This is a genomic window from Mycobacterium sp., assembly GCF_044223235.1.
Classification (GTDB): Bacteria; Actinomycetota; Actinomycetes; order Mycobacteriales; family Mycobacteriaceae; genus Mycobacterium.
Map to the genome: position 1 here is coordinate 76,498 of NZ_JBGAME010000001.1, position 26,730 is coordinate 103,227.

Annotated in this window: 30 protein-coding genes and 3 pseudogenes; 28 read left to right on the top strand and 5 right to left on the bottom strand. The window is 68.2% G+C overall.

The genetic code is table 11. The annotated features are described in order from the left end of the window. Positions 1–168: 168 nt before the first annotated feature. From ADBZ6K_RS00335 to ADBZ6K_RS00365, 7 genes and pseudogenes are all read left to right on the top strand, one after another. A complete protein-coding gene (locus ADBZ6K_RS00335) occupies positions 169–453 on the top strand; it encodes a dsRBD fold-containing protein (RefSeq protein WP_526343845.1) in 285 nt (94 codons plus the stop codon). Positions 454–481: 28 nt separating this feature from the next. Continuing rightward, positions 482–2,527, top strand: a complete 2,046-nt coding sequence (locus tag ADBZ6K_RS00340; protein WP_526343846.1) for an erythromycin esterase family protein — start codon at positions 482–484, stop codon at positions 2,525–2,527. A 96-nt stretch (positions 2,528–2,623) separates the two neighbouring features. Next, positions 2,624–2,836 (top strand): annotated as a pseudogene (locus ADBZ6K_RS00345) (transposase); the annotation flags it as partial. A gap of 44 nt (positions 2,837–2,880) precedes the next feature. Next, positions 2,881–3,285: a transposase gene (locus ADBZ6K_RS00350; RefSeq protein WP_526343847.1), complete on the top strand. Its 405-nt coding sequence runs from the start codon at positions 2,881–2,883 to the stop codon at positions 3,283–3,285. Positions 3,286–3,332: 47 nt separating this feature from the next. Further along, the gene (locus ADBZ6K_RS00355) at positions 3,333–3,503 is read left to right on the top strand and encodes a hypothetical protein (RefSeq protein WP_526343848.1); all 171 of its coding nucleotides are present in this window, start codon (positions 3,333–3,335) and stop codon (positions 3,501–3,503) included. A gap of 36 nt (positions 3,504–3,539) precedes the next feature. Further along, complete coding sequence (locus tag ADBZ6K_RS00360) at positions 3,540–4,301, top strand: alpha/beta hydrolase (RefSeq protein WP_526343849.1); 762 nt, start codon at positions 3,540–3,542, stop codon at positions 4,299–4,301. A gap of 164 nt (positions 4,302–4,465) precedes the next feature. Continuing rightward, a complete protein-coding gene (locus ADBZ6K_RS00365; RefSeq protein ID WP_526343850.1) occupies positions 4,466–4,807 on the top strand; it encodes a hypothetical protein in 342 nt (113 codons plus the stop codon). A 175-nt stretch (positions 4,808–4,982) separates the two neighbouring features. On the opposite strand, the gene ADBZ6K_RS00370 is transcribed toward ADBZ6K_RS00365, so the two are convergent. Then, positions 4,983–5,687: an ANTAR domain-containing protein gene (locus ADBZ6K_RS00370; protein ID WP_526343851.1), complete on the bottom strand. Its 705-nt coding sequence runs from the start codon at positions 5,685–5,687 to the stop codon at positions 4,983–4,985. Between the two features lie 67 nt (positions 5,688–5,754). On the opposite strand from ADBZ6K_RS00370, the gene ADBZ6K_RS00375 reads away from it, so the two are divergent. Beyond that, the gene (locus ADBZ6K_RS00375; protein WP_526343852.1) at positions 5,755–6,870 is read left to right on the top strand and encodes a hypothetical protein; all 1,116 of its coding nucleotides are present in this window, start codon (positions 5,755–5,757) and stop codon (positions 6,868–6,870) included. On the opposite strand, the gene ADBZ6K_RS00380 is transcribed toward ADBZ6K_RS00375, so the two are convergent. After that, positions 6,854–7,756, bottom strand: coding sequence for a hypothetical protein (locus ADBZ6K_RS00380; protein ID WP_526343853.1), 903 nt, complete (start codon positions 7,754–7,756; stop codon positions 6,854–6,856). The genes ADBZ6K_RS00375 and ADBZ6K_RS00380 overlap by 17 nt on opposite strands. A gap of 131 nt (positions 7,757–7,887) precedes the next feature. Between ADBZ6K_RS00380 and ADBZ6K_RS00385 the strand changes: the two genes are divergently transcribed. From ADBZ6K_RS00385 to ADBZ6K_RS00445, 13 genes are all read left to right on the top strand, one after another. Further along, positions 7,888–8,607, top strand: coding sequence for a PaaI family thioesterase (locus ADBZ6K_RS00385; protein WP_526343854.1), 720 nt, complete (start codon positions 7,888–7,890; stop codon positions 8,605–8,607). Beyond that, positions 8,604–9,023, top strand: a complete 420-nt coding sequence (locus ADBZ6K_RS00390; RefSeq protein ID WP_526343855.1) for a TIGR02611 family protein — start codon at positions 8,604–8,606, stop codon at positions 9,021–9,023. The genes ADBZ6K_RS00385 and ADBZ6K_RS00390 overlap by 4 nt, the downstream gene beginning before the upstream one ends. A gap of 57 nt (positions 9,024–9,080) precedes the next feature. After that, the gene (thrS, locus tag ADBZ6K_RS00395; RefSeq protein ID WP_526343856.1) at positions 9,081–11,135 is read left to right on the top strand and encodes a threonine--tRNA ligase; all 2,055 of its coding nucleotides are present in this window, start codon (positions 9,081–9,083) and stop codon (positions 11,133–11,135) included. 8 nt (positions 11,136–11,143) lie between these two features. After that, positions 11,144–11,749 (top strand): ATP adenylyltransferase, encoded by a 606-nt coding sequence (locus tag ADBZ6K_RS00400; protein ID WP_526344324.1) that lies wholly within the window; start codon positions 11,144–11,146, stop codon positions 11,747–11,749. Further along, positions 11,746–12,450 carry a phosphatidylinositol phosphate synthase gene (gene pgsA, locus ADBZ6K_RS00405; protein ID WP_526344325.1) on the top strand — a complete coding sequence of 235 codons (705 nt, stop codon included), beginning with the start codon at positions 11,746–11,748 and terminating at the stop codon, positions 12,448–12,450. The genes ADBZ6K_RS00400 and pgsA overlap by 4 nt, the downstream gene beginning before the upstream one ends. A 32-nt stretch (positions 12,451–12,482) precedes the next feature. Beyond that, entirely contained in the window at positions 12,483–13,397 is a 915-nt protein-coding gene (locus ADBZ6K_RS00410; RefSeq protein WP_526344326.1) for a phosphatidylinositol mannoside acyltransferase, read from the top strand. Then, positions 13,394–14,518: a glycosyltransferase family 4 protein gene (locus tag ADBZ6K_RS00415; RefSeq protein ID WP_526343857.1), complete on the top strand. Its 1,125-nt coding sequence runs from the start codon at positions 13,394–13,396 to the stop codon at positions 14,516–14,518. Before ADBZ6K_RS00410 ends, ADBZ6K_RS00415 begins: the two co-directional genes overlap by 4 nt. Before the next feature lie 36 nt (positions 14,519–14,554). Next, positions 14,555–15,613, top strand: a complete 1,059-nt coding sequence (locus ADBZ6K_RS00420) for an NUDIX hydrolase (RefSeq protein ID WP_526343858.1) — start codon at positions 14,555–14,557, stop codon at positions 15,611–15,613. Positions 15,614–15,679: 66 nt separating this feature from the next. Then, positions 15,680–16,597 (top strand): pyridoxal 5'-phosphate synthase lyase subunit PdxS, encoded by a 918-nt coding sequence (pdxS, locus tag ADBZ6K_RS00425; protein WP_526343859.1) that lies wholly within the window; start codon positions 15,680–15,682, stop codon positions 16,595–16,597. 12 nt (positions 16,598–16,609) lie between these two features. Further along, positions 16,610–17,455, top strand: coding sequence for an acyl-CoA thioesterase II (gene tesB / locus ADBZ6K_RS00430; protein WP_526343860.1), 846 nt, complete (start codon positions 16,610–16,612; stop codon positions 17,453–17,455). Then, entirely contained in the window at positions 17,452–18,057 is a 606-nt protein-coding gene (gene pdxT / locus ADBZ6K_RS00435; protein WP_526343861.1) for a pyridoxal 5'-phosphate synthase glutaminase subunit PdxT, read from the top strand. Before tesB ends, pdxT begins: the two co-directional genes overlap by 4 nt. A 37-nt stretch (positions 18,058–18,094) precedes the next feature. Continuing rightward, entirely contained in the window at positions 18,095–19,642 is a 1,548-nt protein-coding gene (locus ADBZ6K_RS00440) for an acetolactate synthase large subunit (protein WP_526343862.1), read from the top strand. A 142-nt stretch (positions 19,643–19,784) separates the two neighbouring features. Further along, positions 19,785–20,540: a YebC/PmpR family DNA-binding transcriptional regulator gene (locus ADBZ6K_RS00445; protein ID WP_526343863.1), complete on the top strand. Its 756-nt coding sequence runs from the start codon at positions 19,785–19,787 to the stop codon at positions 20,538–20,540. 107 nt (positions 20,541–20,647) lie between these two features. Here the strand turns inward: ADBZ6K_RS00445 and ADBZ6K_RS00450 are convergent, their stop codons facing one another. Continuing rightward, positions 20,648–21,481 carry an alpha/beta fold hydrolase gene (locus ADBZ6K_RS00450; protein WP_526343864.1) on the bottom strand — a complete coding sequence of 278 codons (834 nt, stop codon included), beginning with the start codon at positions 21,479–21,481 and terminating at the stop codon, positions 20,648–20,650. A gap of 196 nt (positions 21,482–21,677) precedes the next feature. On the opposite strand from ADBZ6K_RS00450, the gene ADBZ6K_RS00455 reads away from it, so the two are divergent. Beyond that, positions 21,678–22,307 (top strand): TetR/AcrR family transcriptional regulator, encoded by a 630-nt coding sequence (locus ADBZ6K_RS00455; protein WP_526343865.1) that lies wholly within the window; start codon positions 21,678–21,680, stop codon positions 22,305–22,307. Here the strand turns inward: ADBZ6K_RS00455 and ADBZ6K_RS00460 are convergent. Next, positions 22,279–22,353, bottom strand: a pseudogene (locus tag ADBZ6K_RS00460) (cupin domain-containing protein); the annotation flags it as partial. The gene ADBZ6K_RS00455 and the pseudogene ADBZ6K_RS00460 sit on opposite strands and share 29 nt — an antisense overlap. A gap of 71 nt (positions 22,354–22,424) precedes the next feature. On the opposite strand from ADBZ6K_RS00460, the gene ADBZ6K_RS00465 reads away from it, so the two are divergent. Both ADBZ6K_RS00465 and ADBZ6K_RS00470 read left to right on the top strand, forming a co-directional pair. Next, the gene (locus ADBZ6K_RS00465) at positions 22,425–22,769 is read left to right on the top strand and encodes an ArsR/SmtB family transcription factor (RefSeq protein ID WP_526343866.1); all 345 of its coding nucleotides are present in this window, start codon (positions 22,425–22,427) and stop codon (positions 22,767–22,769) included. Between the two features lie 2 nt (positions 22,770–22,771). Then, a complete protein-coding gene (locus ADBZ6K_RS00470; RefSeq protein WP_526343867.1) occupies positions 22,772–23,257 on the top strand; it encodes an SRPBCC family protein in 486 nt (161 codons plus the stop codon). A 217-nt stretch (positions 23,258–23,474) separates the two neighbouring features. Here ADBZ6K_RS00470 and ADBZ6K_RS00475 read toward each other — a convergent pair. Next, positions 23,475–24,194, bottom strand: a pseudogene (locus ADBZ6K_RS00475) (AMP-binding protein). On the opposite strand from ADBZ6K_RS00475, the gene ruvC reads away from it, so the two are divergent. From ruvC to ADBZ6K_RS00495, 4 genes are read left to right on the top strand one after another with little or no spacing between them, the layout of a single operon-like run. Continuing rightward, entirely contained in the window at positions 24,115–24,672 is a 558-nt protein-coding gene (gene ruvC / locus ADBZ6K_RS00480) for a crossover junction endodeoxyribonuclease RuvC (RefSeq protein ID WP_526343868.1), read from the top strand. The pseudogene ADBZ6K_RS00475 and the gene ruvC sit on opposite strands and share 80 nt — an antisense overlap. Beyond that, positions 24,669–25,262, top strand: coding sequence for a Holliday junction branch migration protein RuvA (ruvA, locus tag ADBZ6K_RS00485; RefSeq protein ID WP_526343869.1), 594 nt, complete (start codon positions 24,669–24,671; stop codon positions 25,260–25,262). Before ruvC ends, ruvA begins: the two co-directional genes overlap by 4 nt. Continuing rightward, the gene (gene ruvB / locus ADBZ6K_RS00490; protein ID WP_526343870.1) at positions 25,259–26,320 is read left to right on the top strand and encodes a Holliday junction branch migration DNA helicase RuvB; all 1,062 of its coding nucleotides are present in this window, start codon (positions 25,259–25,261) and stop codon (positions 26,318–26,320) included. Before ruvA ends, ruvB begins: the two co-directional genes overlap by 4 nt. Positions 26,321–26,339: 19 nt before the next feature. Further along, positions 26,340–26,723 (top strand): DUF1304 domain-containing protein, encoded by a 384-nt coding sequence (locus ADBZ6K_RS00495; RefSeq protein ID WP_526343871.1) that lies wholly within the window; start codon positions 26,340–26,342, stop codon positions 26,721–26,723. Positions 26,724–26,730 lie beyond the last annotated feature (7 nt).

Consider the following 26,730-nt stretch of genomic DNA (forward strand, 5'->3'; position numbering starts at 1 on the left):
CCCCATTCGGCCGACCTTGCTCCCCGTGGCGTCCGAGCGCTAGGGCCGGTAGTCCCCGGATCGGTGCGTCCGACAGAATCCTCGCAAGCTGGGGACTTCGGTCCCTACCGATCGGTCGGCGGACGGTGTCGCATTACACCGAGGACGTTCATCGATCGAGGAGGCGCGATGAGCACGCAGCAGCCGGGCCATTCGCATAAGGACATCACAATCGGGGTGTCGATCGACGAGGACGACGGGCGCACCCGGGCCAAGGTGCGGTTGCTCTGGCGGGGCACCGAATACGTCGGCGTCGGCCTGGCCCGATGCAATCCAGCCGACCGCGATGTTGCGGACATCGGCGACGAACTGGCGCTGGCGCGTGGACTTTCAGATCTGGCCCGCAAGCTGCTCAGCCTGACTGCCGACGATATCCAGGACGCCACGGACGAGGCTGTCACGTTGCTGCACTGATGTCGCACACCACGAATGGGAGAAGACGATGACGTCGACGCATGGTCTTAAGCGGAGTTCGCCCAGGCGTGTCTTCCGTGATCGGCGCGAGGCGGGTCGGGTACTGGCCGGCCTGCTGAACGCGTACCGTGGCAACCCGAACGTGGTGGTGCTCGGCCTCGCCCGCGGGGGAGTGCCGGTCGCCTGGGAGGTCGCCGCGGCGCTGGGGGCACCGCTGGACACCTTCATCGTGCGCAAGCTGGGCGCGCCGGGCCATGAGGAGTTCGCGGTCGGTGCACTGGCCAGCGGCGGTCGTGTCGTAGTCAACGACGACGTGCTGCGCGCGCTGCGCGTCTCCCCGCAGCAGTTGCGCGATGTCGCCGAACGCGAGGGACGCGAGTTGCTGCGGCGCGAGGCCGCCTACCGCTGCGGCCGCCCGCCGGTCGACGTGGCAGGCAAGACGGTCATCCTCGTCGATGACGGGCTGGCCACCGGCGCAAGCATGCTGGCCGCGATCCAGGCCCTGCGCGAGGCCGAACCCGCTCAGATCGTCATCGCGGTGCCGGCCGCGCCGGAATCGACCTGCCGGCAGTTCGCCGGGATCGCCGACGATCTGGTGTGTGCGTCCATGCCCACACCCTTCCGCGCCGTCGGCGAATCGTTCTGGGACTTCAGCCAGGTCAGCGACGCGGAGGTACGGGAACTGCTTTCCGCCTCCACCACCGGGCCCCCCGCCACCGCCCTGCGCACCGAGGAGACCGCCGCCGACATACTGCGGCGAGCCGCCGTCGACGCACCGGACGGTGTACCACCCACGGAGGCGCTGGAGGAACTGATCGGCGACGCCCGCATCGTGCTGATCGGTGAGTCGTCGCATGGCACACACGAGTTCTACCAAGCGCGCGCGGACATCACGAAATGGCTCATCCGGGAGAAGGGGTTCTGTGCCGTTGCCGCGGAAGCGGACTGGCCCGACGCCTACCGGGTGAATCGCTACGTGCGCGGCCTCGGTGGCGACACCACCTCCGATGAGGCCCTGAGCGGGTTCGAACGCTTCCCGGCCTGGATGTGGCGCAACGTCGTGGTCCGGGACTTCGTCGACTGGCTGCATCGGCACAATGAGCATCGCCGCGCCGATCGGCAACCCCAGGCCGGGTTCTACGGATTGGATCTCTACAGCCTGCACAGCTCGATGCGCGAGGTCATCTCCTATCTCGACAAGGTCGATCCCAAGGCGGCGGCGCGGGCCCGCGAGCGCTACGCCTGCTTCGACCACACCTCGGCCGACGACGGCCAGGCGTATGGATTCGCCGCCGCGTTCGGCGCGGGACTGTCGTGCGAGCGGCAGGCGATCGATCAGTTGGTCGAGATGCAGCGCAATGCGGTCGACGTCGCGCGCCGCGATGGCTTACTGGCCGAGGACGAGGCGTTCTACGCGCGTCAGAACGCGCAGACCGTGCGCAACGCGGAGGTCTACTATCGCGCGATGTTCGGCGGCCGCGTCACCTCGTGGAATCTGCGGGACAATCACATGGCCCAGACCCTGCAGGAGTTGCTGGCCCATCTGGATGGCCAGGGCGGGACTGCAGCTGCGCGAATCGTGGTGTGGGCACACAATTCTCACGTCGGTGACGCCCGTGCCACCGACGTCGGGGCCGACGGCCAGCTCACCCTGGGCCAGCTCGTGCGCGAACGCTACGGCGATGACTGCCGCCTGATCGGATTCAGCACGTACACGGGCACCGTCACCGCGGCAGGCGAATGGGGCGGAGTCGCGGAGCGCAAGCTGATCCGGCCGGCTCTGAACGGCAGCGTCGAAGAACTCTTCCACGAGGTCGGAAGGCCCGCCTTCCTGGTGTCGGCGAGCATCAGCCGCGCCGCCGAGGAACCGCTGTCGGTGGTTCGGCTCGGCCGCGCCATCGGCGTGATCTATCTTCCGGCGACCGAACGGCAGAGTCACTACTACCACGTGCGGCCGGCCGATCAGTTCGACGCGATCATCCACATCGAGCGCACGCGTGCCCTCGAACCGTTGGAGCCGACCAGCGTGTGGCACCGGGGTGAGGTTCCCGAGACGTACCCGAGCGGCCTGTAGCCCGACGGTTTCGGGCCTCGGCCCTGGGTGGACGATGCTGGACTTGCTCGTGTCAGTCAATGATTGGATTGTTTTGTTGGCGAGGTGTTCTCATCGGTGGCGCGCAGTGATCAACGGACCAAGGCGGGGCTGTACGCGCGAGGGTTGATGCTCGATGGCCGCCGAAAGTCGATGCAGCCCATGGCGGCCCGTCTGCAGATAGATCACCGACGGTTGCAGCAATTCGTCACCACATCACCGTGGGACGTCGTTCCGGTGCGCAAGGTGTTGTCGCGCAAGGCCTGCGATCTGATCAGGCCGCAGGCCTGGGTGCTTGATGACACAGGTTTCGCCAAGGACGGCCCGCATTCGCCGTGTGTCACGCGGCTGCCGCGAGCACCGAGGACCCCGATGAGCGTGCCCGGATCGCGACCCGGCGCGGCCGCGCGGCGATCCCCGAGAGCGAGCATCATCGCCGCAAGTGGCAGATGGCCCTGGAAATGATCGATGAACTCATCACCTGGGGCCGCGCACCGCCGCCGGTGGTTGCCGATGCCGGCTACGGCGATGCCACCGCCTTGCGACTCGCCCTGACCGACCGGGACTCCCCTACGTGGTGGCGGTCAAGGCCGCCACCAGCGCCCAGCCCGGCGATGGTCCCGGTGCAACCACCCCGCACCGGTTACCGCGGCCGCCCACCGGCACCCGCCTATCCACAGCCACCGATCAGTCTCAAGCACCTTGCCTGGCCGCCGGGGCGGATGCCGCCGCCACGGTGACCTGGCGGGACGGGACCAAGACCCGCCCGGCCAATCCGACCGCGGTCATGAGCTCACAATTTCTGGTCCTGCGGCTACGCCCGGCCAACCGCAACATCCCCCGCAACGACGACGGCTCACTAACGCAACGCTGGCTGATCGCCCAATGGCCCACCAGCGCACCCGAACCCACCGACTACCGGCTCTCCACCCTGACACCAGGGGTGGCGGTCGCTTGAGTTGGAGCCGTTGGCGCGCGGGGCATACTGGCCCTTGTGCCGGACGAATCGAGCGCCAAACCACCGATCTTGTTCCTCCACGGCGTTTTCGGCAGACCATCGCTGATGGCGCCGTGGACGGAGTTCTTTGCCGACGCCGGATTCGAATGCCACGCACCGGCATTGCCGGGACGCGATCCCACCAGCGACGAGGTGCTGGCCGGTACGGGTATCCGGCAGTGTCTCGACGTGGCGCTCGCCGCGTACGACGGGCTGCCGGTCGCGCCGATCGTGATCGGCCACAGCATGGGCGGGTTGCTGGCGCAGCAGGTCGCGGCGGCCCGGTGCCCACGGGCGACGGTGCTGCTTGCCTCCATCCCTCCGGGTGTGTTGTGGCCGCAGCCGACTGCGTTGCCGCACCTGATGCCACTCTTGCCGCGGATCCTGGCGGGGCGGCCGTTCATCCCGTCCGCCCGCACCATGCGTGAGGTGCCGCTGAGTACCCTGCCGCGGGCCGAACAGGATGCGCTGCTGCCCCGGCTCGTGCGCGACTCGGGGCGGGTCTTTCGTGCGATGTCCCTCGGCGCGCCGTCGACACGGGTCGACCCCCGGGCCGTCGAGTGCCCGGTGCTGTGCGTCAGTGCTGGATCGGATCGTAATGTCGCACAATGGATTTCCCGTCGCATCGCTGCTCGATACGGCGCGGAGCATCAGGTACATCCGGGGCTGCCGCACTGGATCATCGCAGCGTCGGCCGTGCCCGAGGTAGCGCCGCCGGTGTTGGAATGGCTGCGGACCACGCTCGGCCTCGCCGCGTGAGCTCTGGCGCTTGCGTTGCCGCGCGGTCGGGTGCCCCGCTCGGCCCGCCCGGGGCACCCGTGCCCCGTGTGTGTGGTGAGGGTGATCGTCACCCACCGTCGTCCACATACTGGTTGGTGGCTTACCGCCTTCTGTGTGTTGGCTCATAGCCTTTCGATTGGTGCGTGTTGACCACAGACGATGCGCTGACCGGTTTGACGATGCTCGTCGAGCATTCGGCCGACGACGTCCAATGGGACAACCGCGTGGCGGCGCGGATCGGGCGGCGGATGGGGATGTACCGCCCGGGTCTGAAGGCGGCGAAGCTCCCCTGCCCGGCGCTGTTCTGGATCGCCGACCGGGACTCGGTCGCGCCCGCAGAGCGCACGGCCAAGCTCGCCGCGCGCGGGGCACGAACCGAGATCATGCGCTACCCGATCGGCCACGTCGACATCTACGTGGGTGAGGACCGGGAGCGAGCGGTCGCCGATCAGACTGAGTTCCTCGTGCGGACGATAAAGCCTTAGGTGCGCGCAAGGCTTAGGCGTTCGATTCGCCGACGTCGCGGCTTTCCTGACATCCTCCCCACCTCGATCACCGCGCGAACGTGCACATTTGTGCGCAGATCGCCGGCGTGTTGCGTGCAAACACGCACACTCGCGGGTGGTGGGTGAGGGGCTTGCCGCGGTGGGGCTGGCGGGCCTAGCGGGCGGACTGGGCCTTGCCGATCAACTCGGTGGCAATCCGGATGAGCGGGATATTGGCTTCCTGCGACAGCTTTCGCAGCAGCCCGAAGGCCTGTACCGCGTCCACGCCATAGCGTTCCATGATCATGCCCTTGGCCTGGCCGATCGTGTCGCGGCTGGACAGCGCCTGCCGGAACTGTTCGTCGCGGCGGGCCGAGTTCCAGGCAACCGACGAATGACTCGCGAAGATGAGACCGATCTCGCGGGACTGCGGGGTGAACGCATGCGCCTTCTCCGCGTATACGTTGAGCGCACCCATCGTCTCGCCGGCGATGAACAACTGGAACGCCATGATCGTCCGAATCGGCGTCTGCTCCAACGCATCCCGGCGGTACAGGGGAAACCGGTGGTCGGTTTCCAGGTCCGCGACGTGGATCGTCATTTCCTCCCACGCCGCGGTCAGGCAGGGTCCCTCGCGGTGGCGCTGCTGGATCTCGTCGAGCAGGACGGGCCACTTGTGGGTGGCGGCCGGCGTGTCGATGTGCCGTGCGTTGCGGGTCACGGTCACACCGGCGTACTCCGCACCCGGGATCTCGACCGCGGCGTGCTCCACCAACTCGGCGATGACGGTGTCGGCGTCGGCGTCGTGCCTGCTGTGCAGTTCGTGCACGATCTCGGCGATTCGAAGATGGGTTGACTCCACCCCTACAGGATCGCTCACCGGTCCGTCCGATCGTCGTTCTCCGCTACGTTGTTCAAGGCTAACCGCTGAACGGAGCGGAGGTACTGTGAGCGGCGCAGGCGAACACCCACAGGCGAACGGCAGGGGGGCGATCACCCGCAGCGCCACCGGATCAAGTGCGGCCGAGGCGTTCGTGCTCATCGCGATCGCCACCATCCTGCTCACCAGGGGCTATCTGCAGCTGACCGGCTACCCGCAGATCGGCGGCGGCAACCTGCACATCGCGCATGCCCTGTACGGCGGAGCGCTGATGATGCTGGCACTGCTCATCGGGTGGCTGATGCTGGGTCTGGGCGCTCGCGTGCTCGCGGTGGTGCTGGGAGGCATCGGGTTCGGGCTGTTCCTTGACGAGGTCGGCAAGTTCGTCACAAAGGACAACGACTATTTCTATGGACCCGCAGCCGAAATCATGTACATCCTGGTGGTCATCATCCTGGTGGGCGGCCGCATCGTGCGTGACTTTCGACCGCTCAGCGCCCACGAATGCCTGGCGTCGGCGGCGGGCATCGCCGCCGACGGCGTCGCCAGGGGGTTGGCACAGCGGCGCCGCGAGATCGGGCTGGCCCTCGTCGAGCGCGCCCGCGCCCAGGGCGCCGATGGCGCCGAGGCCAACTACATCCGGGCGCTGCTGCTGTCGGCGGGCCACGCCCCCGACCGGCTCTACCGGCTGCAGCGGTGGGCGCCGCGGCTGATCCCCGGCTTCTTCCGCAGCCCGCGCTGGGTGCCGGTGGTCGGTTGGCTGATCGTCGTCGGCGCGGTGGGCGGCTTGTTCTTCGGGCTGCTCGGTATCGCCCTGGGCGGCTACTTCTACCAGGACCGCCACGTGACGCTCAAGCTCGACGGCCTCAGCCCCGCCTCGGTCATCCTGCTGATCAGCGCCGCGCTGACGACCGGCATCGCGGTGCCGGCGATGATCGCGCGGCGGCGCACGACGAGCCTCTGGCCGCTGCGATGGTTGCGTAACGCGGCGCTGATCTTCACCTTCCTCAATGCGTTGGTGGACTTCGCCACCGAGGGATTCGCCGCGTTGATCAACCTGTCCATCGGGCTGTTCACGCTGGCGATCCTGTCGTACCAACTCGACGTCGCCGCGCGCGCGGAATCCGACGGGTCGTTCGACGAAGAAGCCGACGGGAGCCCAACCGCTACGGCGGCCGGCTGACGGCTGCCCCGCCGTCGTCGGCGAGAAAGTCACGCACGGCGCCGAATCCGCCATGACGCCACACCTCGAACGCCCAGATCATCGCGATGAAGGGCAGCGGGCCGAAGGCCGCCCACCACTGTGCGGCCCCCGGAACCAGATCGCCGATCAACGTGCTCCGCGGGACCCCGTCGACGGACGCGGGCAGCCATTCGTTCAACAGGATTGTGAGCATCCTGGTGGTCTCGAACGGGCCGATCATCGTCGCCAGCATCCAGCTCAGGCAAGCGATGACCAGCGCCCACGGCCAAGCCAGCATCAGCGACTGGTCGTCGACGATGTCCGCGGCCGAGCGAATCGACTCGGCGACGAAGGCGATACCCAGTGCCACCAGCAGCACTCCCACCTGGGCGGCCAGCAAATCTTCGATGACCGAGTTCGCCTCTTCGTCGCCGTGGCGGGTCGGCAGTCCGATAGCCAGCGACAGCAGGCCGGCCACCAGCGCTATCAGCGCAACGCGGGAGGTGGAATCCTCGATCCGCTGGAACGAGGATCGCAGGATGCGCGCCACTACCGACGACGACGCCGTCGGGGGCGTGCGGTACAGGATCATCACCACCAACCCGGAGATCACGATCGAGCCGAGCCACGCCACCACGGCCGTGCACACGATCGTCAGGGCGAACGACCCGATCAGCGGCACCAGCAGCGCATCGGCTGTTCCGCCCGCCCGTACGACCAGCAGCGGCACCAGGCCGATCGCCAGCACACCGGCTGCACGCGCCAGCAGCGGAAACGTGAACGCGGTGATGTCGCGGGCATCGACGTCCGGGTCGCGCCGACGGATCGCGGCGAACTCGGCGTCGAACACCGACCGAGCGCGACGCAGCGAGATTCTGCCGGGCACAGCGCGAATCTTATGGACTTGGCTGGCCCGTCACAGGGCCTTGGGATATCGATCGGCGACGATGCGCTGCACGTGGGTGGCAATCGATGCGCATCATGTCGACGCTTCCACCGCAGGCGTACGTTCGAGTCATGCCGCCCGCGCTCGACCCGCCGCGATCCGGCCGGACGCGTGGCATCGATCCGCCGGTGCTGACGGATGCCGCCATCGGCAATACGGTGGGGCGCGTGGCCACCACATCGACCGACGCCCACCCCGGCGGCGGGTTCAACCCGCCCGTCCCGACCACCCGCGGAGGTCCGGACTACGGGCGGTTCGTGGCGGCGGTGCGCACACTGCAGGACCACGTCCGGGCGGCCGACGCACCCGACGACGTGATCACCAGGGCGGCCGAGCTGATCGAGGAGGTGTCGAAGCTGATCGCGCCGTACGACGCCGACGAGTGGTCGTCTCCGTCGGGCCGCCGCTTCGACCTGCCCAACCGAGGCAACATCCTGCAGGTGCCGATGCGGCTCCACCGCACGGACGGGGGCGTCACCGGGCAGACCCGGTTCCGTCGCTACCACCTGGGCCGCAACGGCGCCGCCCACGGTGGCGCGGTGGCGCTGCTGTTCGACTCGGTGCTCGGGTACACGGCCTTCACGTCGACGGGTAGCCGTTCCCAGCGGACCGCCTATCTGCACGTGAACTACCGCAACGTCGTCCCGATCGACAAGAAGCTGCAGGTCGAATCGGGTTTCGAACGCATCGAGGGCCGCAAGATCTTCGTCGCCGGCCGTCTGTTGGACGGCGAGACGGTCCTGGCGGAGGCCGAGGCGTTGTTCGTCACGCTGCGGCAGGGGCAGCCGTGATCGCCTCGGGTCTTAAAAGCCGCTGGGCACGGTGGCGTCACCGGCTGCGCGAGCGGCGGGTCGCCAACTCGGTGTACCGGCTGATTGTCGGCGTCGTCGGGCTGATGGTGCTGGCCGTCGGCATCGTGGCGATTCCCTACCCTGGCCCCGGCTGGGCCATCGTGTTCCTCGGCCTGGCGATTCTGGCCACCGAGTTCCTGTTCGCCCAGCGTGTGCTCAAGTACGCGCGGGCCAAATACGACGCCTTCATGGCCTGGTTCGGCCGCCAGCACATCGCGGTCAAGGGTGTGGGAACCGCGTTCACCGCAGCCGTCGTCTTCGCCACGCTGTGGCTGCTGGGTGCGCTCAGCTTCGGAGCCGACCTGGTTGGCATCGAATGGGCGTGGCTGAAGAGCCCTATCGGTCTAGGGGCCTGACCACCGGCACCGATAGCATGGTCGCGTTCTGATGTGCCGACCACTGGAGAGTCAACAATGAGCCCCGCCGCCAGCCCCGTCCCAGCAGCCCCGATCCGGGTCGCTGCCGGGACCACCGCAGGGGCGGCGGTCCGCGACGCGGGCCTGCCGAGCCGCGGCGCGCCGGACGCCATCGTCGTCGTGCGTGACGCCGACGGCAAGCTGCGCGACCTGGCCTGGGCGCCGGACATCGACGTCGAGGTGATTCCGGTGGCCGCCGACAGCGATGACGGCCGCAGCGTTATTCGGCACTCGGCTGCCCACGTGCTGGCGCAGGCGGTGCAGGATCTGTTCCCCGATGCCAAGCTGGGTATCGGGCCGCCGATCACCGACGGCTTCTACTACGACTTCGACGTGGCCGAAGCGTTCACGCCAGAGGATCTGGCGGCGCTGGAGAAGAAGATGCGCCAGATCGTCAAGGACGGGCAGCTGTTCAGCAGGAGGGTGTACGCGTCCAAGGACGAGGCCCGCGAGGAACTCGCCTCCGAGCCCTACAAGCTGGAACTGGTCGACGACAAGTCCGGCGACCCGAACGTGATGGAGGTCGGTGGCGACGAGCTGACCGCCTACGACAACCTCAATCCTCGCACCCGCGAACGCATCTGGGGTGACCTGTGCCGCGGTCCGCACATCCCGACCACCAAGTACATCCCGGCGTTCAAGCTGACCCGGTCATCGGCGGCCTACTGGCGTGGCGACCAGGCCAACGCCAGCCTGCAGCGCATCTACGGCACCGCATGGGAGTCGCAGGAGGCCCTCGACCGGCACCTGGAACTCATCGAGGAGGCTCAGCGTCGTGATCACCGCAAGCTCGGCGCCGAACTCGACCTGTTCAGTTTTCCCGACGAAATCGGCTCGGGCCTAGCGGTTTTCCACCCCAAGGGCGGCATCATCCGTCGCGAATTGGAGGACTACTCGCGGCGTAAGCACAGCGAGGCCGGCTACGAGTTCGTCAACAGCCCCCATATCACCAAGGCCGAGCTGTTCAAGATCTCCGGCCACCTGGACTGGTACGCCGACGGCATGTTCCCGCCGATGCACCTCGACGCCGAGTACGCCGAGGACGGCACCCTGCGAAAGCCCGGCCAGGACTACTACCTCAAGCCGATGAACTGCCCGATGCACTGCTTGATCTTCCGGTCACGTGGGCGGTCCTACCGCGAGCTTCCGTTGCGGCTCTTCGAATTCGGCACGGTGTACCGCTACGAGCTGTCCGGCGTGGTGCACGGCCTGACCCGGGTACGCGGCCTGACGATGGACGACTCGCATATCTACTGCACCCGTGAGCAGATGCGCGACGAGTTGGCGTCGCTGCTGCGCTTCATCCTCGAGTTGCTCGGCGACTACGGCCTGACCGACTTCTATCTGGAACTGTCCACCAAGGACCCGAAGAAGTCCGTCGGCTCCGACGAACTGTGGGAGGAAGCCACCGACGTGCTCGCCGAGGTGGCCGCCGCGTCGGGTCTGGATCTGGTGCCCGATCCGGGTGGTGCGGCGTTCTACGGCCCCAAGATCTCGGTCCAGGTCAAGGACGCGCTGGGTCGCAGCTGGCAGATGTCCACCATCCAGCTGGACTTCAACTTCCCCGAGCGTTTCCAACTGGAGTACACCGCGGCCGACGGCACCCGGCAGCGCCCGGTGATGATCCACCGTGCACTGTTCGGGTCGATCGAGCGATTCTTCGGCATCCTCACCGAGCACTACGCCGGAGCCTTCCCGGCGTGGCTGGCGCCTGTGCAGGTGGTGGGTATCCCGGTCGCGGACGGACATATCCCGTATCTGGACGACGTTGCCCGACAGCTCAAGTCGCGTGGTGTGCGGGTCGATGTCGACGTCAGCGATGACAGGATGGCCAAGAAGATCGTCAACCACACCAACCAGAAGGTGCCGTTCATGCTGCTCGCCGGCGACAAGGACGTCGAGGCGGGCGCCGTGAGCTTCCGCTTCGGGGACCGCACCCAGGTCAACGGCGTGCCGCGCGCCGACGCCGTCGAGGCCATCGCGAGCTGGATCGCCAACCGCGAGAACGCCGCTCCCTCAGCCGAACTTCTCAAGGTGGGCAACGGCACGTGAGTGATGACGTGACCGGTGGTGACGAGCCGACAGGCTCGGACGAGCACGTCGTCGTCGACCGCGGTGTCGGTCAGCCGGACCGCCTGCAGCGGCTGTGGACGCCGTACCGGATGAACTACATCGCAGCCACACCGGGGACGGAGGGGTCCCCGGTATCCAAGGAACCGTTCACCGACATCCCGCGGCTGCCCGACGAGGACGGGCTGGTGGTGGCCCGTGGAGAGTTGGTATACGCGGTGCTCAATCTTTACCCCTACAACCCCGGTCACCTGATGGTGGTTCCGTACCGGCGGGTCTCCGAGCTCGAAGAGCTCACGGAGGCCGAAAGCGCGGAGCTGATGGCCTTCACGCAGACCTCGATCCGCGTGATCAAGGCCGTTTCGCGCCCCGACGGCTTCAATGTGGGGCTCAACTTGGGCAAGTCGGCGGGCGGCTCGCTGGCCGAGCACCTGCACATGCACGTCGTACCGCGCTGGAGCGGCGATGCGAACTTCATCACCCTGATCAGCGAAACCAAGATCATCCCGCAGCTGCTGCGCGACACCCGCGCGCTGATCGCCGAGGGATGGGCCGACCAGGCGGGCCGGCCCCCGCACCGGGGGGCGGAGCGCTGAGCAACTTCTACCTGATGACCCGGGCGGCCTACACCAAACTCTCCAAGCCGCTTGCCCGCGCCGCGCTGCGCGCCGGGTTTACCCCCGACAGCATCACGATCCTCGGGACGGCCGGATCGGTCATCGCCGCACTGACCCTGTTCCCGGTCGGGCAGCTGTTCGTGGGCTGGCTGGTGGTCGGATTCTTCGTGATCGCCGACATGCTCGACGGCGCCATGGCGCGGGAACGCGGTGGCGGTACCAGATTCGGCGCGGTTCTGGACGCCACGTGCGACCGCATCAGCGACGGCGCGATCTTCTGCGGGCTGCTGTGGTGGGCCGCATTCGGACTTGGCAGCACCTCGCTGGTGGTGGCCACGATGATCTGCCTGGTCAGCTCGCAGGTGATCTCCTACATCAAGGCCCGCGCCGAGGCCAGCGGGTTGCGCGGTGACGGCGGCATCATCGAACGGCCCGAGCGACTCGTCATCGCGCTGGTCGGCGCAGGGCTCTCGGATCTGCCGTTCTTCCCGATGCCATGGGCCTTGCATGTCGCGATGTGGGGGCTGGCGCTGGCCAGCATCGTCACCCTGCTGCAGCGGCTGCACAGCGTGCGGACCTCACCGGCCGCGATGGACCCGCTGCCGTCGCCTGCCACCCCGGAGACACCCGGCCGCGACGGAGCCGACCCCCGCGAGAAGCCCGAGACGAGCGGTCCGTGAACTGGACCAGCCGTATCGGGATCGGGGAGCACCTGACCGACTGGGGCGGATATCTGACCGGCTGGGGCTACGCCGCGGGCTGGCAACTGGTCCGCGCGGTACCGGACGTGGTCGCTCGCGGCGCATTCGACGCCGGGGCGGTGTACGCGTCGCGCGGCGGAGGGCCCGCCCAGCTGCGGAAGAACCTGGCCAGGGTTATCGGGCTCACACCCGATGAGGTGCCGAACAGCCTCATTCATGCTTCGCTGGCCTCTTACGCCCGATACTGGCGGGAGGCGTTCCGGTTGCCGACGATGGATCACGAGAAACTGGGTGAAGAGCTGGCGGTCCTCGACATCGAGTTCGTCTGGGCTGCGCTTGAGAACGGCAGGGGCGCGGTGCTCGCGCTGCCGCACAGCGGCAACTGGGACATGGCCGGAGTGTGGCTGACGCAGAACTACGGCGAGTTCACCACGGTGGCCGAACGTCTCAAACCGGAGTCGATGTACAACCGGTTCATCGCTTACCGGGAGAGTCTGGGCTTTGAGGTGCTTCCGCATTCCGGAGGCGAGCGGCCACCGTATGACGTGCTGTGCGAGCGGCTTCGGGACAACCGGGTGGTTTGCCTGATGGCCGAGCGCGATCTGTCCCGCACCGGTGTGCAGGTCGATTTCTTCGGCGAGCCGACGCGGATGCCCGCGGGCCCGGCGAAACTGGCAATCGCGACAGGCGCCGCGCTGTTCCCCGCGCACTGCTGGTTCGACGGCGACGGCTGGGGCACCCGGGTCTACCCGCAGCTGGACACTGGGTCGGGCGACGTCGCTGCCGTCACCCAGGCACTGGCCGACCGATTCGCCGTCAACATCGCCGCCCATCCTGCCGACTGGCACATGCTGCAGCCGCAGTGGCTGGCCGATCTGTCCGACGAGCGGCGCGCGCGCCTCGACGACGCGGGATCCGCGCCATGAGGATCGGCATGGTGTGCCCCTACTCCTTCGATGTGCCAGGCGGTGTCCAGTCCCACGTCCTGCAGCTGGCAGAGGTGATGCGGGCGCGCGGCCACTACGTCAGCGTGCTGGCCCCGTCCTCGCAGGGAGCCGATCTGCCCGACTACGTCGTGTCGGGCGGCAAGGCGGTGCCCATCCCTTACAACGGCTCGGTGGCGCGGCTGCGCTTCGGCCCGGCCACACACCGCAAGGTGAAGAAATGGCTGGCCGAAGGTGACTTCGACGTACTGCATCTGCACGAGCCCAACGCGCCGAGTCTGTCGATGCTGGCGCTGCAGGCCGCCGAGGGCCCGATCGTCGCGACTTTCCACACCTCCACGACCAAATCGCTGACGCTGTCGGTGTTCCAGGGCATTCTGCGGCCCTATCACGAGAAGATCGTCGGCCGCATCGCGGTGTCGGATCTGGCCAGGCGCTGGCAGATGGAGGCCCTCGGCTCCGACGCGGTGGAGATTCCCAACGGCGTCGACGTCGCATCGTTCGCCTCGGCGTCCCGGCTCGACGGTTACCCGCGGCCGGGCAGGTCGGTGCTCTTCCTCGGCCGGTTCGACGAACCGCGCAAGGGTATGGCCGTCCTCCTCGGCGCCCTGCCGTCGCTGGTCGAGCGATATCCGGACATCGAGCTGTTGATCGTGGGCCGCGGGGACGAGGACGAGCTGCGCGAGAAGGCCGGCGACCTGGCGAAGCACCTGCATTTCCTGGGGCAGGCCGACGACGCCACGAAGGCGTCGGCGATGCGCAGCGCCGACGTGTACTGCGCGCCCAACATCGGCGGGGAGAGCTTCGGCATCGTGCTGGTCGAGGCGATGGCAGCAGGCACCGCGGTGGTGGCCAGCGACCTCGACGCGTTCCGGCGGGTGCTGGTGGACGGCAGGGCGGGTCTGCTGGTCGCGGTCGACGATTCCGCCGCTCTGGCCGCAGGCCTCATCGAGCTGCTGGATAACGACGTCGCCCGGGGACGGTACATCGAGGCGGCGACGGCGGAGGTGCGTCGCTACGACTGGTCGGTGGTGGCCCGTCAGATCATGCGGGTCTACGAGACCGTCGCGGGATCCGGCGCGAAGGTCCAGGTGGCCAGCTAGTGACTACCTGGGACGCATGATGATCGCAGTAGTCGCATGATCACTTGGGTCGTCGTGATCGCACTGATGGTGCTCGTCGCCCTGGTGGTGCTGGTCGGCGGGTGGGCCTTCCAGACCGCCAACCGGCTCGACCGGCTGCACGTCCGCTACGACCTGTCCTGGCAGGCGCTCGACGGCGCACTGGCTCGGCGCGCCGTCGTGGCGCGCGCGGTCGCCGTGGATGCCTTCGGCAGCGGGCCGCAAGGCAGGCGGCTGGCCGCGTTGGCCGACGCCGCCGAACGGGCGCCGCGGGCGGCGCGGGAGAGTGCCGAGAACGAACTGTCCGCCGCGCTGGCCCACGTCGAGCCCGGGTCGTTGCCGCTGCCGCTGGTCGCGGAGATGGCCGACGCGGAGGCCAGGGTGCTGCTGGCCCGCCGGTTCCACAACGACGCCGTCCGCGACACCCTGGCGCTGCGGGAGCGGCCGGCGGTGCGGATCCTGCGGCTGGGCGGCACCGCGCCGCTACCCAGCTACTTCGAGATCGTCGAGCGTGCTTCCGCGTGGCCCTCCTCACCCGCCGACCCGCGGCATGACGACGTCCCGGGGGACTGGCGAACGTCGGCGCGCGTGGTGCTGCTCGACGGCGAGGGTGCGGTGCTGCTGCTGTGCGGATCGGATCCTGCCGCCGATCCCGGCGAGGCGCCGCGCTGGTGGTTCACCGTCGGCGGTGCGGTTCAGGAGGGTGAGAGCCTCCCGCAGGCCGCTGCGCGGGAACTCGCGGAGGAGACCGGGCTGCACGCGACGGCGGTCGACATGATCGGGCCGGTGTGGCGGCGCGAGGCGATCTTCGAGTTCAATGCGACCGTCATCCGCAGCGAGGAGATGTTCTTCATCCACCGCACCCGGCGGTTCGATCCGTCGCCGTCGGGTCAAACCGCCCTGGAACGCCGGTACATTCACGGTCACCGGTGGTGTGACGCCGAGACGATTGCCGCGCTGGCCGACGGCGGGGAAACCGTCTATCCGCTTCAGCTCGGCGAACTGCTCGCCGAGGCCAACAGGCTGGCCAACGGGCTGACAGACACGGGGGCGCGGCCGGTGCAGTCCATCCGGTGAGCTGCGGATCAATTTGATTTTGCGGCCCCACTAGACTGGATTGGTCGCACTGTGGAGGAGATAGCTGTGGATACCGTCGGGCAGAACGGGTCGGCCAACACCAACCAGACCGGTACCGCGCGGGTGAAACGCGGTATGGCGGAGATGCTCAAGGGCGGCGTCATCATGGACGTCGTCACGCCGGAGCAGGCTCGGATCGCCGAGGCCGCTGGCGCGGTTGCGGTGATGGCACTCGAGCGGGTGCCCGCCGACATCAGGGCTCAGGGCGGGGTGTCGCGGATGAGCGACCCCGACATGATCGAGGGCATCATTTCGGCGGTCACCATTCCGGTGATGGCCAAGGCGCGGATCGGCCACTTCGTGGAGGCGCAGATCCTGCAGAGCCTCGGCGTCGACTACGTCGACGAATCCGAGGTGCTCACCCCCGCCGACTACGAGAATCACATCGACAAGTGGAAGTTCACCGTGCCGTTCGTGTGCGGTGCGACCAACCTGGGCGAGGCGCTGCGGCGGATCACCGAGGGCGCCGCGATGATCCGATCCAAGGGTGAGGCCGGCACCGGCGACGTATCCAATGCGACCACGCATATGCGCCAGATCGGCGGCGAGATCCGCCGGTTGACGTCGCTGTCCGAGGATGAGCTGTATGTGGCGGCCAAGGAGCTGCAGGCACCCTACGAGCTGGTCGCCGAGGTGGCCAGGGCGGGCAAGCTACCGGTGACGCTGTTCACCGCGGGTGGGATCGCCACCCCGGCCGACGCGGCGATGATGATGCAGCTCGGCGCCGAGGGCGTATTCGTCGGCTCGGGAATTTTCAAGTCCGGGGATCCCGCGGCGCGGGCCGCCGCGATCGTCAAGGCGACCACGTTCTACGACGATCCCGACGTGCTGGCCAAGGTGTCCCGCGGGCTCGGCGAGGCGATGGTCGGCATCAACGTGGAGGAGATCGCCCAGCCGCATCGGTTGGCGGAACGAGGCTGGTAGTAGTTTCTTCGAGTGGCTATCGAGCAGATACTCGATCTCGAGCAGCTCGAGGTCAATATCTACCGCGGGAGTGTGTTCAGCCTCCAATCGAAGACGGCACAGCGCACCTTCGGCGGCCACGTCGCCGGTCAGGCGCTGGTGTCGGCGGTTCGCACGGTCGACCCGCCCTTTCTGGTCCATTCGCTGCACGGCTACTTCCTGCGCCCGGGTGACCCCAAGACGCCCACCGTGTATCTGGTCGAGCGGGTGCGCGACGGCGGATCGTTCTGCACGCGGCAGGTCAGCGCGGTGCAGCACGGCGAGACGATCTTCCACATGTCGGCCTCGTTCCAAACCGACCAGAGCGGGATCCACCACCAGGACACGATGCCGCCGACCCCCGAGCCAGCCGACGTGCCCGGTGTCACCAGCATGAAGGCGTTCGACGCGGAGGCGTTCAAGGCGTTCCAGGAATGGGATCTGCGCCGGGTGCCCCACCACCAGATCACGCGCGATCCCGGCAAGGCCGCCCAGCAGCAGGTCTGGTTCCGACACCGTGACCCCCTGCCCGACGATCCGGTGCTGCACATCTGCGCGCTGGCCTACATGAGCGATCTGACGCTGCTCGGGACCGCGTGGTCGGTCCATCCGCAGGAGACGGACCATCTGCAGGTGGCGTCGCTGGATCATGCGATGTGGTTCATGCGGCCGTTCCGGGCCGATGAATGGCTGCTCTACGACCAGTCCTCGCCGTCGGCCTGCGGTGGTCGTGCGCTGACGCAGGGCAAGATCTACAACCAATACGGCGAGATGGTGGCGGCGGTGGTGCAGGAGGGATTGACCCGCTACCAGCGCGATTTCACGCCGCCGGTCCCGTGAGCGGGGGCTCCGCCCCGCACGTCGGTGTGCTGGCTCTCCAGGGGGACACCCGCGAACACCTGGCCGCGCTGCGCGCCGCGGGGGCCGAGGCGTCGACGGTTCGCCGCCTCGGCGAGCTCGAATCCGTTGATGCCCTGGTCATCCCCGGCGGGGAGTCCACCGCCATGAGCCACCTGCTGCGCGAGTTCGAACTGCTCGAACCGCTGCGCGCCCGGCTCGCCGACGGTATGCCCGCCTATGGCTCCTGTGCGGGCATGATCCTATTGGCCAGTGAGATCCTTGATGCGGGCGCGGCGGGCCGCCAGGCCAGCCCGCTGAACGCGATCGATATGACGGTGCGGCGTAATGCCTTTGGGCGCCAGGTGGATTCGTTCGAGGGTGACATCGCCTTCGAGGGGCTGAACAGCCCGGTGCACGCCGTGTTCATCCGCGCCCCATGGGTGGAGCGGGTTGGGCCCGACGTCGAGGTGCTCGCACGCGCCGGCGCCCACATCGTCGCGGTGCGGCAGGGCCCGATGCTGGCGACGGCATTCCATCCGGAGATGACCGGTGATCGCCGCATCCACGCGCTGTTCGTCGACCACGTGAATTCGGCGCGCTGACGTGCGCTCAGCGTCGATAAGCGCGCCGAAATCGCCGATGACCGGCGCCGAGGCGATGACGCGCACGCTGCTGGCCGGTGGCGTGGACGTCTGCTTCGCCAATCCGGGTACCTCGGAGATGCATTTCGTGGCTGCGCTGGATGCCGTGCCCGAAATGCGGGGAGTGCTGGCACTTTTCGAGGGGGTGGCGACGGGCGCCGCCGACGGCTACGCGCGGATCGCCGGTCGTCCGGCCGGGGTGCTGCTGCATCTGGGGCCGGGCCTGGGCAATGGGATGGCCAACCTGCACAACGCCCGCCGCGCGGGCGTTCCCATGGTCGTCGTGGTCGGGGACCACGCACTGTTCCACAAGCCGTTCGATGCCCCGCTGGAGTCCGATATCGACGCGCTGGCAGGCACGGTGTCGGGTTGGGTGCGCAGGACGGGGCGGCCCGCCGACATCGGCGCTGACACCGCCTCGGCGATCGGGCACGCCACCGCCAAGGGTGGGATCGCCACCCTCATCCTGCCCGCCGACGTGTCATGGAGTGACGGCGGGCAACCGGCCGACCCGCCTGCCGCGGCGTCGCCCGCGCCGATCGACACGGATGCAGTTGAGGCCGCCGCCGCGGTGTTGCGCGGCGGGCAACGCACGATGCTGTTGCTCGGTGGTGACGCAGCCGGGGCGGAGGGGATGCGCGACGGTGGGCGCATCTGCGCGCAGACCGCAGCGAACTGGTTGTGCGAGACCTTCCCGACGCGGTGGACGCGCGGGGCGGGCATTCCGCGCATCGAGAAGCTGGCCTACTTCGCCGAGGGCGCCGAGCAGCAGCTGGCGGGCACCGAACACCTGATTCTGGCCGGTGCCCGGTCGCCGGTCTCGTTTTTCGGCTACCCCGGTCGTCCCAGCGACCTTGTTCCGCCGGGCTGTCAGGTGCACACGCTGGCCGGGCCGCGCGGTGCGGCGGCGGCCCTTGCGGCACTGGCGGAGACCGTGGCGCCTGGGGTGCCGGTACCGGCGAATCCGCTGATGCGGCCAGCGCTGCCGAGCGGACCGCTGAACTCGGCCGTCCTCGCCGAGGTGGTGGGCGCGCTGCTGCCTGAGGATGCGATCGTCGTCGACGAGTCGCTGACCGCCAGCGTCGTGCTGACCGGACCGACGGCCGGTGCACCGCAACACGATTGGTTGACGGTGACCGGCGGCGCGATCGGCTACGGGATGCCCGCGGCGGTCGGCGCCGCCGTCGCGGCCCCGCAGCGGCCGGTGCTGTCCCTGCAGGCCGACGGTTCGGCGATGTACACCGTCTCGGCGCTGTGGACCCAGGCCCGCGAAGGCCTCGACGTGACAACGGTGATCTTCAACAATGGCGCGTACGACATCCTGCGGCTGGAACTCAAACGGGTGAACGCCGGCACGGTCGGCCCGGCCGCTTCACAGCTGTTCGACCTGACCAGGCCGCGGCTGGACTTCGTCAAGCTGGCCGAAGGCATGGGGGTGCCGGCGCGCCGGGCCACCACGTGCGAGGAGTTTGCCGCCGCGCTGGCCGCCGCGTTCGCCGAGCCCGGGCCTCACCTGGTGGAGGCCATGGTCCCGTCCCTGGCGTGATTTCGGCGCGCTTTCGTGCGCTGAGCGTCGATAACCGCGCCGAAATCACTGGGCTGGGGAGGTCGGCGCGGTTCGGTCGAACGCGTACCGGCACGTAGACTCGTCATCTGGACTGGAAGTCAGTGAAAGAGGTACGTAGGGCATGAGCGGCCATTCCAAGTGGGCCACCACCAAGCATCAGAAGGCCGTCAAGGACGCCCGGCGCGGCAAGGAGTTCGCGCGTCTGATCAAGAACATCGAGGTCGCGGCCCGCACCGGTGGCGGTGACCCGGGGGGAAACCCGACGCTCTACGACGCGATCCAGAAGGCCAAGAAGACCTCGGTGCCGAACGACAACATCGAGCGTGCCCGCAAGCGCGGCGCCGGTGAGGAGGCGGGCGGCGCCGACTGGCAGACCATCATGTACGAGGGCTACGGGCCCAACGGTGTGGCCGTGCTCATCGAGTGCCTCACCGACAACCGCAACCGGGCCGCCGGTGAGGTGCGCGTCGCGATGACCCGCAACGGCGGCAGCATGGCCGACCCCGGTTCGGTCTCCTACCTGTTCGCCCGTAAGGGCATGGTCACCCTGGACAAGAACGGTCTGTCCGAAGACGACGTGCTGCTGGCGGTGCTCGAGGCGGGCGCCGAGGAGGTCAACGATCTCGACGATGCGTTCGAGGTGATCTGCGAGCCGACCGATCTGGTCGCGGTTCGCACCGCGCTGCAGGACGCCGGCATCGACTACGACTCGGCCGAGGCCAGCTTCCAGCCGTCGGTGACCGTGCCCGTCGATCTGGACGGCGCCCGCAAGGTGCTCAAGCTCATCGACGCGCTCGAAGACAGCGACGACGTACAGGACGTCTACACGAACGTCGACATCCCCGACGATGTCGCGGCACAGCTCGACGAGGACTGAAATTAGCTCCGCACCAAGGGAACTGGCGGTGCTGCCCCGGCGAACGAGCCGAGGCGCACCGCCATCGCCGAGTCGGCGACGAGGATCGTGAACAACCGTGGCCGCTGTTACGTGGCCCGCAGGAATGCCCCGATCGCGCGGGCGGTGCGCTCGGGCTGGTCCAGCATGATCAGCACCGAGGCGTCGTCGACGTAGCGCAGTGTGGCATTCGTGAGCCGCGTCAGCCTGCGGGCATGCTCGTCGGGCATGACGCGGTTGTGACTCCACAGCACCAGCGTGTCGCCGCCGAAACCGGTCAGCCGTTCGGTGGCGCGGATCAAGTCGGCCCTGTCGAGGCGGGTGTGTGCGTAGCGCAGCAGGTCGCGGCGGATCCGCGCATCATCGATGCCCGGCGCCAGCCAGGAGTCCGCAATATGTTGTGGCACAGGATACTTAGCCATCAGTCCGAGCATGAACCAGCGGTCGCGCAGCCAGGGGACCCGCAGTTGGCGCATGGCGAGTCCGGCGGTTCCGATGGTCAGCGTCGCCAGCTTGGTGATCTTTCCCGGCAATCCGGGCGGGAAGTTGTCGAACGCCTCCGCCGGGCAGATGACCAGGCGAGCGACGCGCTTATCGCGGCCGATGTCGGTGAGGAACAGCGGCCCGCCCCAATCGGTGACCACCAGGGTGACGTCGTCGAGTTCGAGCGCGTCGAGCATGTCTGCGACGATGCCAACCATCCCGCGCATCGTGAGGTCGGCGTCCTCGCGCATCGGCACGCGGTGGCCGCCCAGTGGCAGCACCGGCAGCAGGTAGCGGAACCCCGGCGGTAGGTGTGGCAGCGCGAGGTCCCATTGCGCGTCGTTCATCAGGAGTCCGTGCAGCAGGACGACCGGCGGGCCGTCCGTGTCGCCCTCTTCCCGGTATTCGATGGTTCCGGCGGTGATCTCGATGGACGGCACGTGAGCCTCCGATGTCGTTTCTGACCGCTTCTAGAACTACGGCTCTAGAACGTTTGCTCTAGTATGCGCGCCGCGCGTTGTGATCACAAGGCAGTCCCAGTCCCCGGGCGTATCGGGGCAGTGCCGCGGTGACTGGATGCCGCCGGCCAGAACGCCGGTTCTAGAATCGTGGCTCTAAACGTCGATCGGAGGCGGCATGGCACGGTCAACCCGGGAAGCGATCCTGACTGCCGCGGCCGAGCTCATGCGCCACAAGGGTTATGGCGCGGTGGTCATGAAGGACATCGTCGCCGCGTCGGGTGCGCCGATCGGCTCGCTCTACCACCACTTTCCCGGCGGCAAGCTACAGATTGCGCGCGAGGCGCTCATCAGCGCGGGCACGGCCTACGGTCAGCTGATTCCGGCGCTGGTCGACCCGCACACGGATCTCGGGGCGGCCATCGAGGCGGTCTTCACCGAGGCGGCCGAAGACATGGCGGGCACCGGATTCGTCAACATGTGCCCGGTCGCCAGCGTCGCCGCCGAAACCGCCGGCACCGTCGAAGACCTGCGAGTGACGGCGGCGGAGGTCATCGGCGCCTGGTTGGACGGCGGCACCGCGTACTTCGTCGGGCGGGGGCTGGACCCTGACGCGGCGCGGGAGGTGACCGTCGCGCTGGTGGGCGCTCTTGAAGGTGCGTTCGTACTGGCCAGGGCATTGCGCAGCACCGAACCCCTGCTGGCGGCGGGCCGCGCGCTCGCTGTGCCGTATCGCGGGATCGCGCTGGCGGTCGAGGATGCCGGCCCCCCGGGCCGGGTCAGGGCGGGTACAGCCGGTCGAGGTTGACGACGATCGCCTCCTGCGTGCTGCGCGCGATGACTACGACGGCGGGGTGGTCAGCGAGCCCGTGATCCGGGGAACCGGGGCTTGCAACATACAACCATTCGGTTGTATGTTGGCGGTGTGATCGACACCAGCGAGGAAAGGGCCGACGCCCTGTTCCACGCGCTGTCCGACCGCACGCGGCGCGACATCATGCGCCGGGTGCTGAGCAGTGCGTGTTCGGTCACGACGTTGGCGGCGAACTACGACATGAGTTTCGCCGCGGTGCAGAAACACGTCGCCGTACTGGAACGCGCCGGCCTCCTCGCCAAAAAGCGCAGGGGCCGTGAGCAACTCGCCAGTGGCGAGGTGGAAGCCGTGCGTGCGGTGTCGGCGATGCTGGCCGAGCTCGAGCTCGTCTGGCGCGGCCGGGTAGCGCGTATCGACGACCTACTGGCAACCGAACAACCCCCGCAGGAGGACTGACCATGCCCGTTACCGATGTCACCCACGACGTCGATACCCGAACCCTCACGATCACTGCCGAGTTCGACGCACCGAAAGCGCGGGTCTGGCAGATCTACGCCGATCCGCGTCAGCTCGAAAAGATCTGGGGGCCACCGGAATACCCGGCGACGGTGGTCGACCACAGTCTTACGCCCGGCGGTCGGGTCACCTACTTCATGACCGGCCCGCAGGGCGAGAAGTATCCGGGCTACTGGGAGATCTTCGCGGTCGACGAACCCAACGGGTTCTCGTTCAAGGACGGTTTTGCCGACGAGGATTTCAATCCCGATGAGGCCATGCCGGTTTCGACCAATATCTACACGTTCACCGATGTCGCGGGGCACACCCGGGCGGTGTTCGTGAGTACGTACGAGACCGCCGAGGGACTGCAGAAGGTCCTCGACATGGGCGTCATCGAGGGCGCGACTGAGGCGATCAACCAGATCGACGGGCTACTCGCCGGCTAGCACCGAGGTCGTCGACTCGGCGGGACGAGTACCGCCCGCTGCTGAACAATGTGCCGAACACGGGATAGATGTTCTCCCCACCGGAGAGATCATGTCCTTGACCCGGTGCTCGACGTAGACGAAGCCGTCGGCGTCGACAAGTCCGGCGTCCCCGGGTGCAGCCAATCCCCGTGCAGAGCCTGTTCGGTCGCTTCCGGCCGATTCCAGTAGCCGCGCATCAATTGCGGTCCGCGGGCAACGGCCGTCCGCACGACAGCAGCAGGTCGGGCGCACCGGCCGGAGCCCGGTCGTGGTCTCTCGGCATCATGCCGGTGAGAACCGCTGTGGCCTCGGTCATCCCGTATCCTTGCCCGAACTCGCAGCCGAACACCTTGATCGCGCTGCGCAGTGTATCGACCGCGATCGGTGAACCGCCGTAGCCGGTGTACCGGAGGCGGTCCTACGAGCGATCCTCCACATCGGCGGCCGCGACCAGGCAGGCTTGGATCATGGCCGGGACCAGAATGGTTGCGGTGATGCGGTCTTCGTCGAGCGCCCGGAAAACCGCCTGCGGGTCGAAGTCCTCCATGATGACCAGCGTGCCGCCGGTATCGACGGTGTTGAAGACGTTGATGGCGGCGGCGGCGTGGTACACCGGCGCCACGATCTGGAAGCGGTCGTCCGGGGAGGTCCGCACGATCGCGATGAGCTGGTCGGTGTTCGCGCGCACGGCCGCGTGCGTGATGACCGCGCCTTCGGGCGCCCGGTCGTGCTGTGAACGGCGAAATCGTCGAATCGCCGGGGTGTGTCCTGCGCCTGCTTGTCGCTGCGCGCCGCTAAGGTGTCGAACAGTTGTTCGCAGACAGGGAGGCCGCAGCGTGCGCGTGATGGGTGTCGACCCGGGGTTGACGCGCTGCGGGCTGTCGGTGATCGAGAGCGGCCGCGGCAGACAGGTCATCGCGCTCGACGTCGACGTCGTCCGCACCCCGTCCGACGAACCGCTATCCAAGCGGCTGCTGGCCATCAGCGACACTGCGGAGTACTGGATGGACACCCACCGACCCGATGTCCTCGCCGTCGAGCGGGTGTTCTCGAACCAGAACGCGAACACGGCGATGGGCACCGCGCAGGCGGGTGGAGTGATCGCGCTGGCCGCGGCACGGCGCAATATCGACGTGCACTTCCACACTCCGAGCGAGGTCAAGGCCGCGGTCACCGGCAACGGCCGTGCCGACAAGGCCCAGGTCACCGCGATGGTGACCAAAATCCTTGCCCTGCAACAGAAACCGACACCGGCCGATGCTGCCGACGCGCTCGCGCTTGCGATCTGCCACTGCTGGCGGGCGCCGATGATCGCGCGGATGGCCCAGGCCGAGGCGTTGGCCGCCGAACAGCGGCGCGCCTATCGGGCCAAGCTCAAGGCGGCGCGCCCATGATCGCGTCGGTGCGTGGGGAAGTGCTCGACATCGCGCTCGATCACACCGTCATCGAGGCAGCGGGCGTGGGCTACAAGGTGATGGCGACCCCGTCGACGCTGGCCACCCTGAGGCGGGGGACCGAGGCGCGCCTGATCACCGCGATGATCGTGCGCGAGGACTCGATGACGCTGTACGGGTTCGCCGACGTCGAGGCCCGCGACCTGTTCCTGACCTTGCTGGGTGTCTCCGGGGTGGGCCCGAAAATCGCCATGGCGACCCTGGCGGTCTACGACGCTGCCACGCTACGGCAGGCCCTCGCCGAGGGCGACGTCACCGCGCTGACCCGGGTACCCGGCATCGGAAAGCGCGGCGCCGAACGTCTGGTGCTGGAGCTGCGGGACAAGATCGGGTCCGTCGTCACGACCGCAGGGCATACGGCGGTCAACGGTCACGCGGTGCGCGGTCCGGTCGTGGACGCCCTTGTAGGCCTAGGCTTTGCGGCCAAGGCGGCGGAGGAGGCGACGGATAAGGTGCTCGCCGCCGATGCCGACGCGACCACGTCGGGCGCGCTACGTGCGGCACTGAACCTGTTGGGGAAGAACAGATGAGCCGGTTCGAGGACGACGATCCGCCGGAGGAGCGTGACGTTTCGCCGGCGCTGACGGTCGGTGAGGGCGACATCGACGCCAGCCTCCGACCGCGCTCGCTCGGGGAGTTCATCGGACAGCCGCGCGTGCGTGAGCAGCTGCAGCTGGTCATCGAGGGCGCCAAGAACCGCGGCGGCACACCGGATCACATCCTGCTGTCCGGTCCGCCCGGGCTGGGCAAGACGTCGCTGGCCATGATCATCGCCGCCGAACTCGGCTCGTCGCTGCGGGTCACGTCCGGTCCCGCGCTGGAACGAGCAGGCGATCTCGCCGCGATGCTGTCCAACCTCGTCGAGCACGACGTGCTGTTCATCGACGAGATCCACCGCATTGCTCGGCCTGCCGAGGAGATGCTCTACCTGGCCATGGAGGATTTCCGCGTCGACGTCGTGGTCGGCAAGGGCCCTGGAGCGACGTCGATACCGCTCGAGGTCGCGCCGTTCACCCTCGTCGGTGCGACCACCCGCTCCGGCGCACTGACGGGACCGCTGCGCGACCGCTTCGGTTTCACCGCCCATATGGACTTCTACGAGCCCGCCGAACTGGAACGAGTCCTGGCCCGCTCGGCCGGCATCCTCGGTATCGAGCTCGGCGCCGAGGCGGGCGCGGAGATCGCCATGAGGTCGCGGGGCACCCCGCGCATCGCCAACCGGCTGTTGCGCCGGGTCCGTGATTACGCGGAAGTCCGCGCCGACGGGATCATCACCCGTGACATCGCCAAGGCGGCGCTGGAGGTGTACGACGTCGACGAACTCGGCCTTGACCGTCTCGACCGCGCGGTCATCTCGGCTCTGACCCGCAGTTTCGGCGGGGGACCGGTCGGGGTGTCCACGCTGGCAGTGGCCGTCGGCGAGGAGCCGACCACTGTCGAAGAGGTTTGCGAGCCGTTCCTCGTGCGCGCCGGGATGATCGCTCGCACCCCTCGCGGCCGTGTCGCAACGGCCCTCGCGTGGACGCACCTCGGCCTGGCCCCTCCCAGCGGTGTGAGCGCGCTGGGCCAGCCGGGGCTGTTCGAATAGGAAAGGGCTTGATGCGTCAGTGATTACCGCAGGATTGGCGTTCGCCGGGCTGGCGGCGTTGCTGCACGTGTACATCTTCGTGCTGGAATCGCTGCAATGGACGGCGCCGCGAACCCGGGCGACGTTCGGCACCACCCGCGAGGAGGCGGAGACCACTAAACTGCTCGCCTTCAACCAGGGCTTCTACAACCTGTTCCTGGCGATCGTGACCGCGGTCGGTGTCGTCGGTATCGCATTGGGGCACAACGCGGTCGGCGCCGCACTGGTGTTCGCCGGGGTGGGATCGATGGCCGCCGCGGCCATCGTGCTGCTGGCATCCGCGCCGGGCAAGGCGCGTTCGGCGGTCGTCCAGGGCCTGTTCCCGGTCATCGCGATCGTCCTGTTGGTGATCGCCCTCATCTGAACGCTCC

Coding starts and splice junctions, on each gene's coding strand:
- ADBZ6K_RS00335 (WP_526343845.1), top strand. CDS start 169: ATGAGCACGCAGCAGCCGGGCCATTCGCATAAGGACATCACAATCGGG.
- ADBZ6K_RS00340 (WP_526343846.1), top strand. CDS start 482: ATGACGTCGACGCATGGTCTTAAGCGGAGTTCGCCCAGGCGTGTCTTC.
- ADBZ6K_RS00355 (WP_526343848.1), top strand. CDS start 3,333: ATGAGCTCACAATTTCTGGTCCTGCGGCTACGCCCGGCCAACCGCAAC.
- ADBZ6K_RS00385 (WP_526343854.1), top strand. CDS start 7,888: ATGCCGCCCGCGCTCGACCCGCCGCGATCCGGCCGGACGCGTGGCATC.
- thrS (WP_526343856.1), top strand. CDS start 9,081: ATGAGCCCCGCCGCCAGCCCCGTCCCAGCAGCCCCGATCCGGGTCGCT.
- ADBZ6K_RS00415 (WP_526343857.1), top strand. CDS start 13,394: ATGAGGATCGGCATGGTGTGCCCCTACTCCTTCGATGTGCCAGGCGGT.
- ADBZ6K_RS00420 (WP_526343858.1), top strand. CDS start 14,555: ATGATCACTTGGGTCGTCGTGATCGCACTGATGGTGCTCGTCGCCCTG.
- ADBZ6K_RS00440 (WP_526343862.1), top strand. CDS start 18,095: ATGACCGGCGCCGAGGCGATGACGCGCACGCTGCTGGCCGGTGGCGTG.
- ADBZ6K_RS00445 (WP_526343863.1), top strand. CDS start 19,785: ATGAGCGGCCATTCCAAGTGGGCCACCACCAAGCATCAGAAGGCCGTC.
- ADBZ6K_RS00455 (WP_526343865.1), top strand. CDS start 21,678: ATGGCACGGTCAACCCGGGAAGCGATCCTGACTGCCGCGGCCGAGCTC.
- ADBZ6K_RS00470 (WP_526343867.1), top strand. CDS start 22,772: ATGCCCGTTACCGATGTCACCCACGACGTCGATACCCGAACCCTCACG.
- ruvA (WP_526343869.1), top strand. CDS start 24,669: ATGATCGCGTCGGTGCGTGGGGAAGTGCTCGACATCGCGCTCGATCAC.
- ruvB (WP_526343870.1), top strand. CDS start 25,259: ATGAGCCGGTTCGAGGACGACGATCCGCCGGAGGAGCGTGACGTTTCG.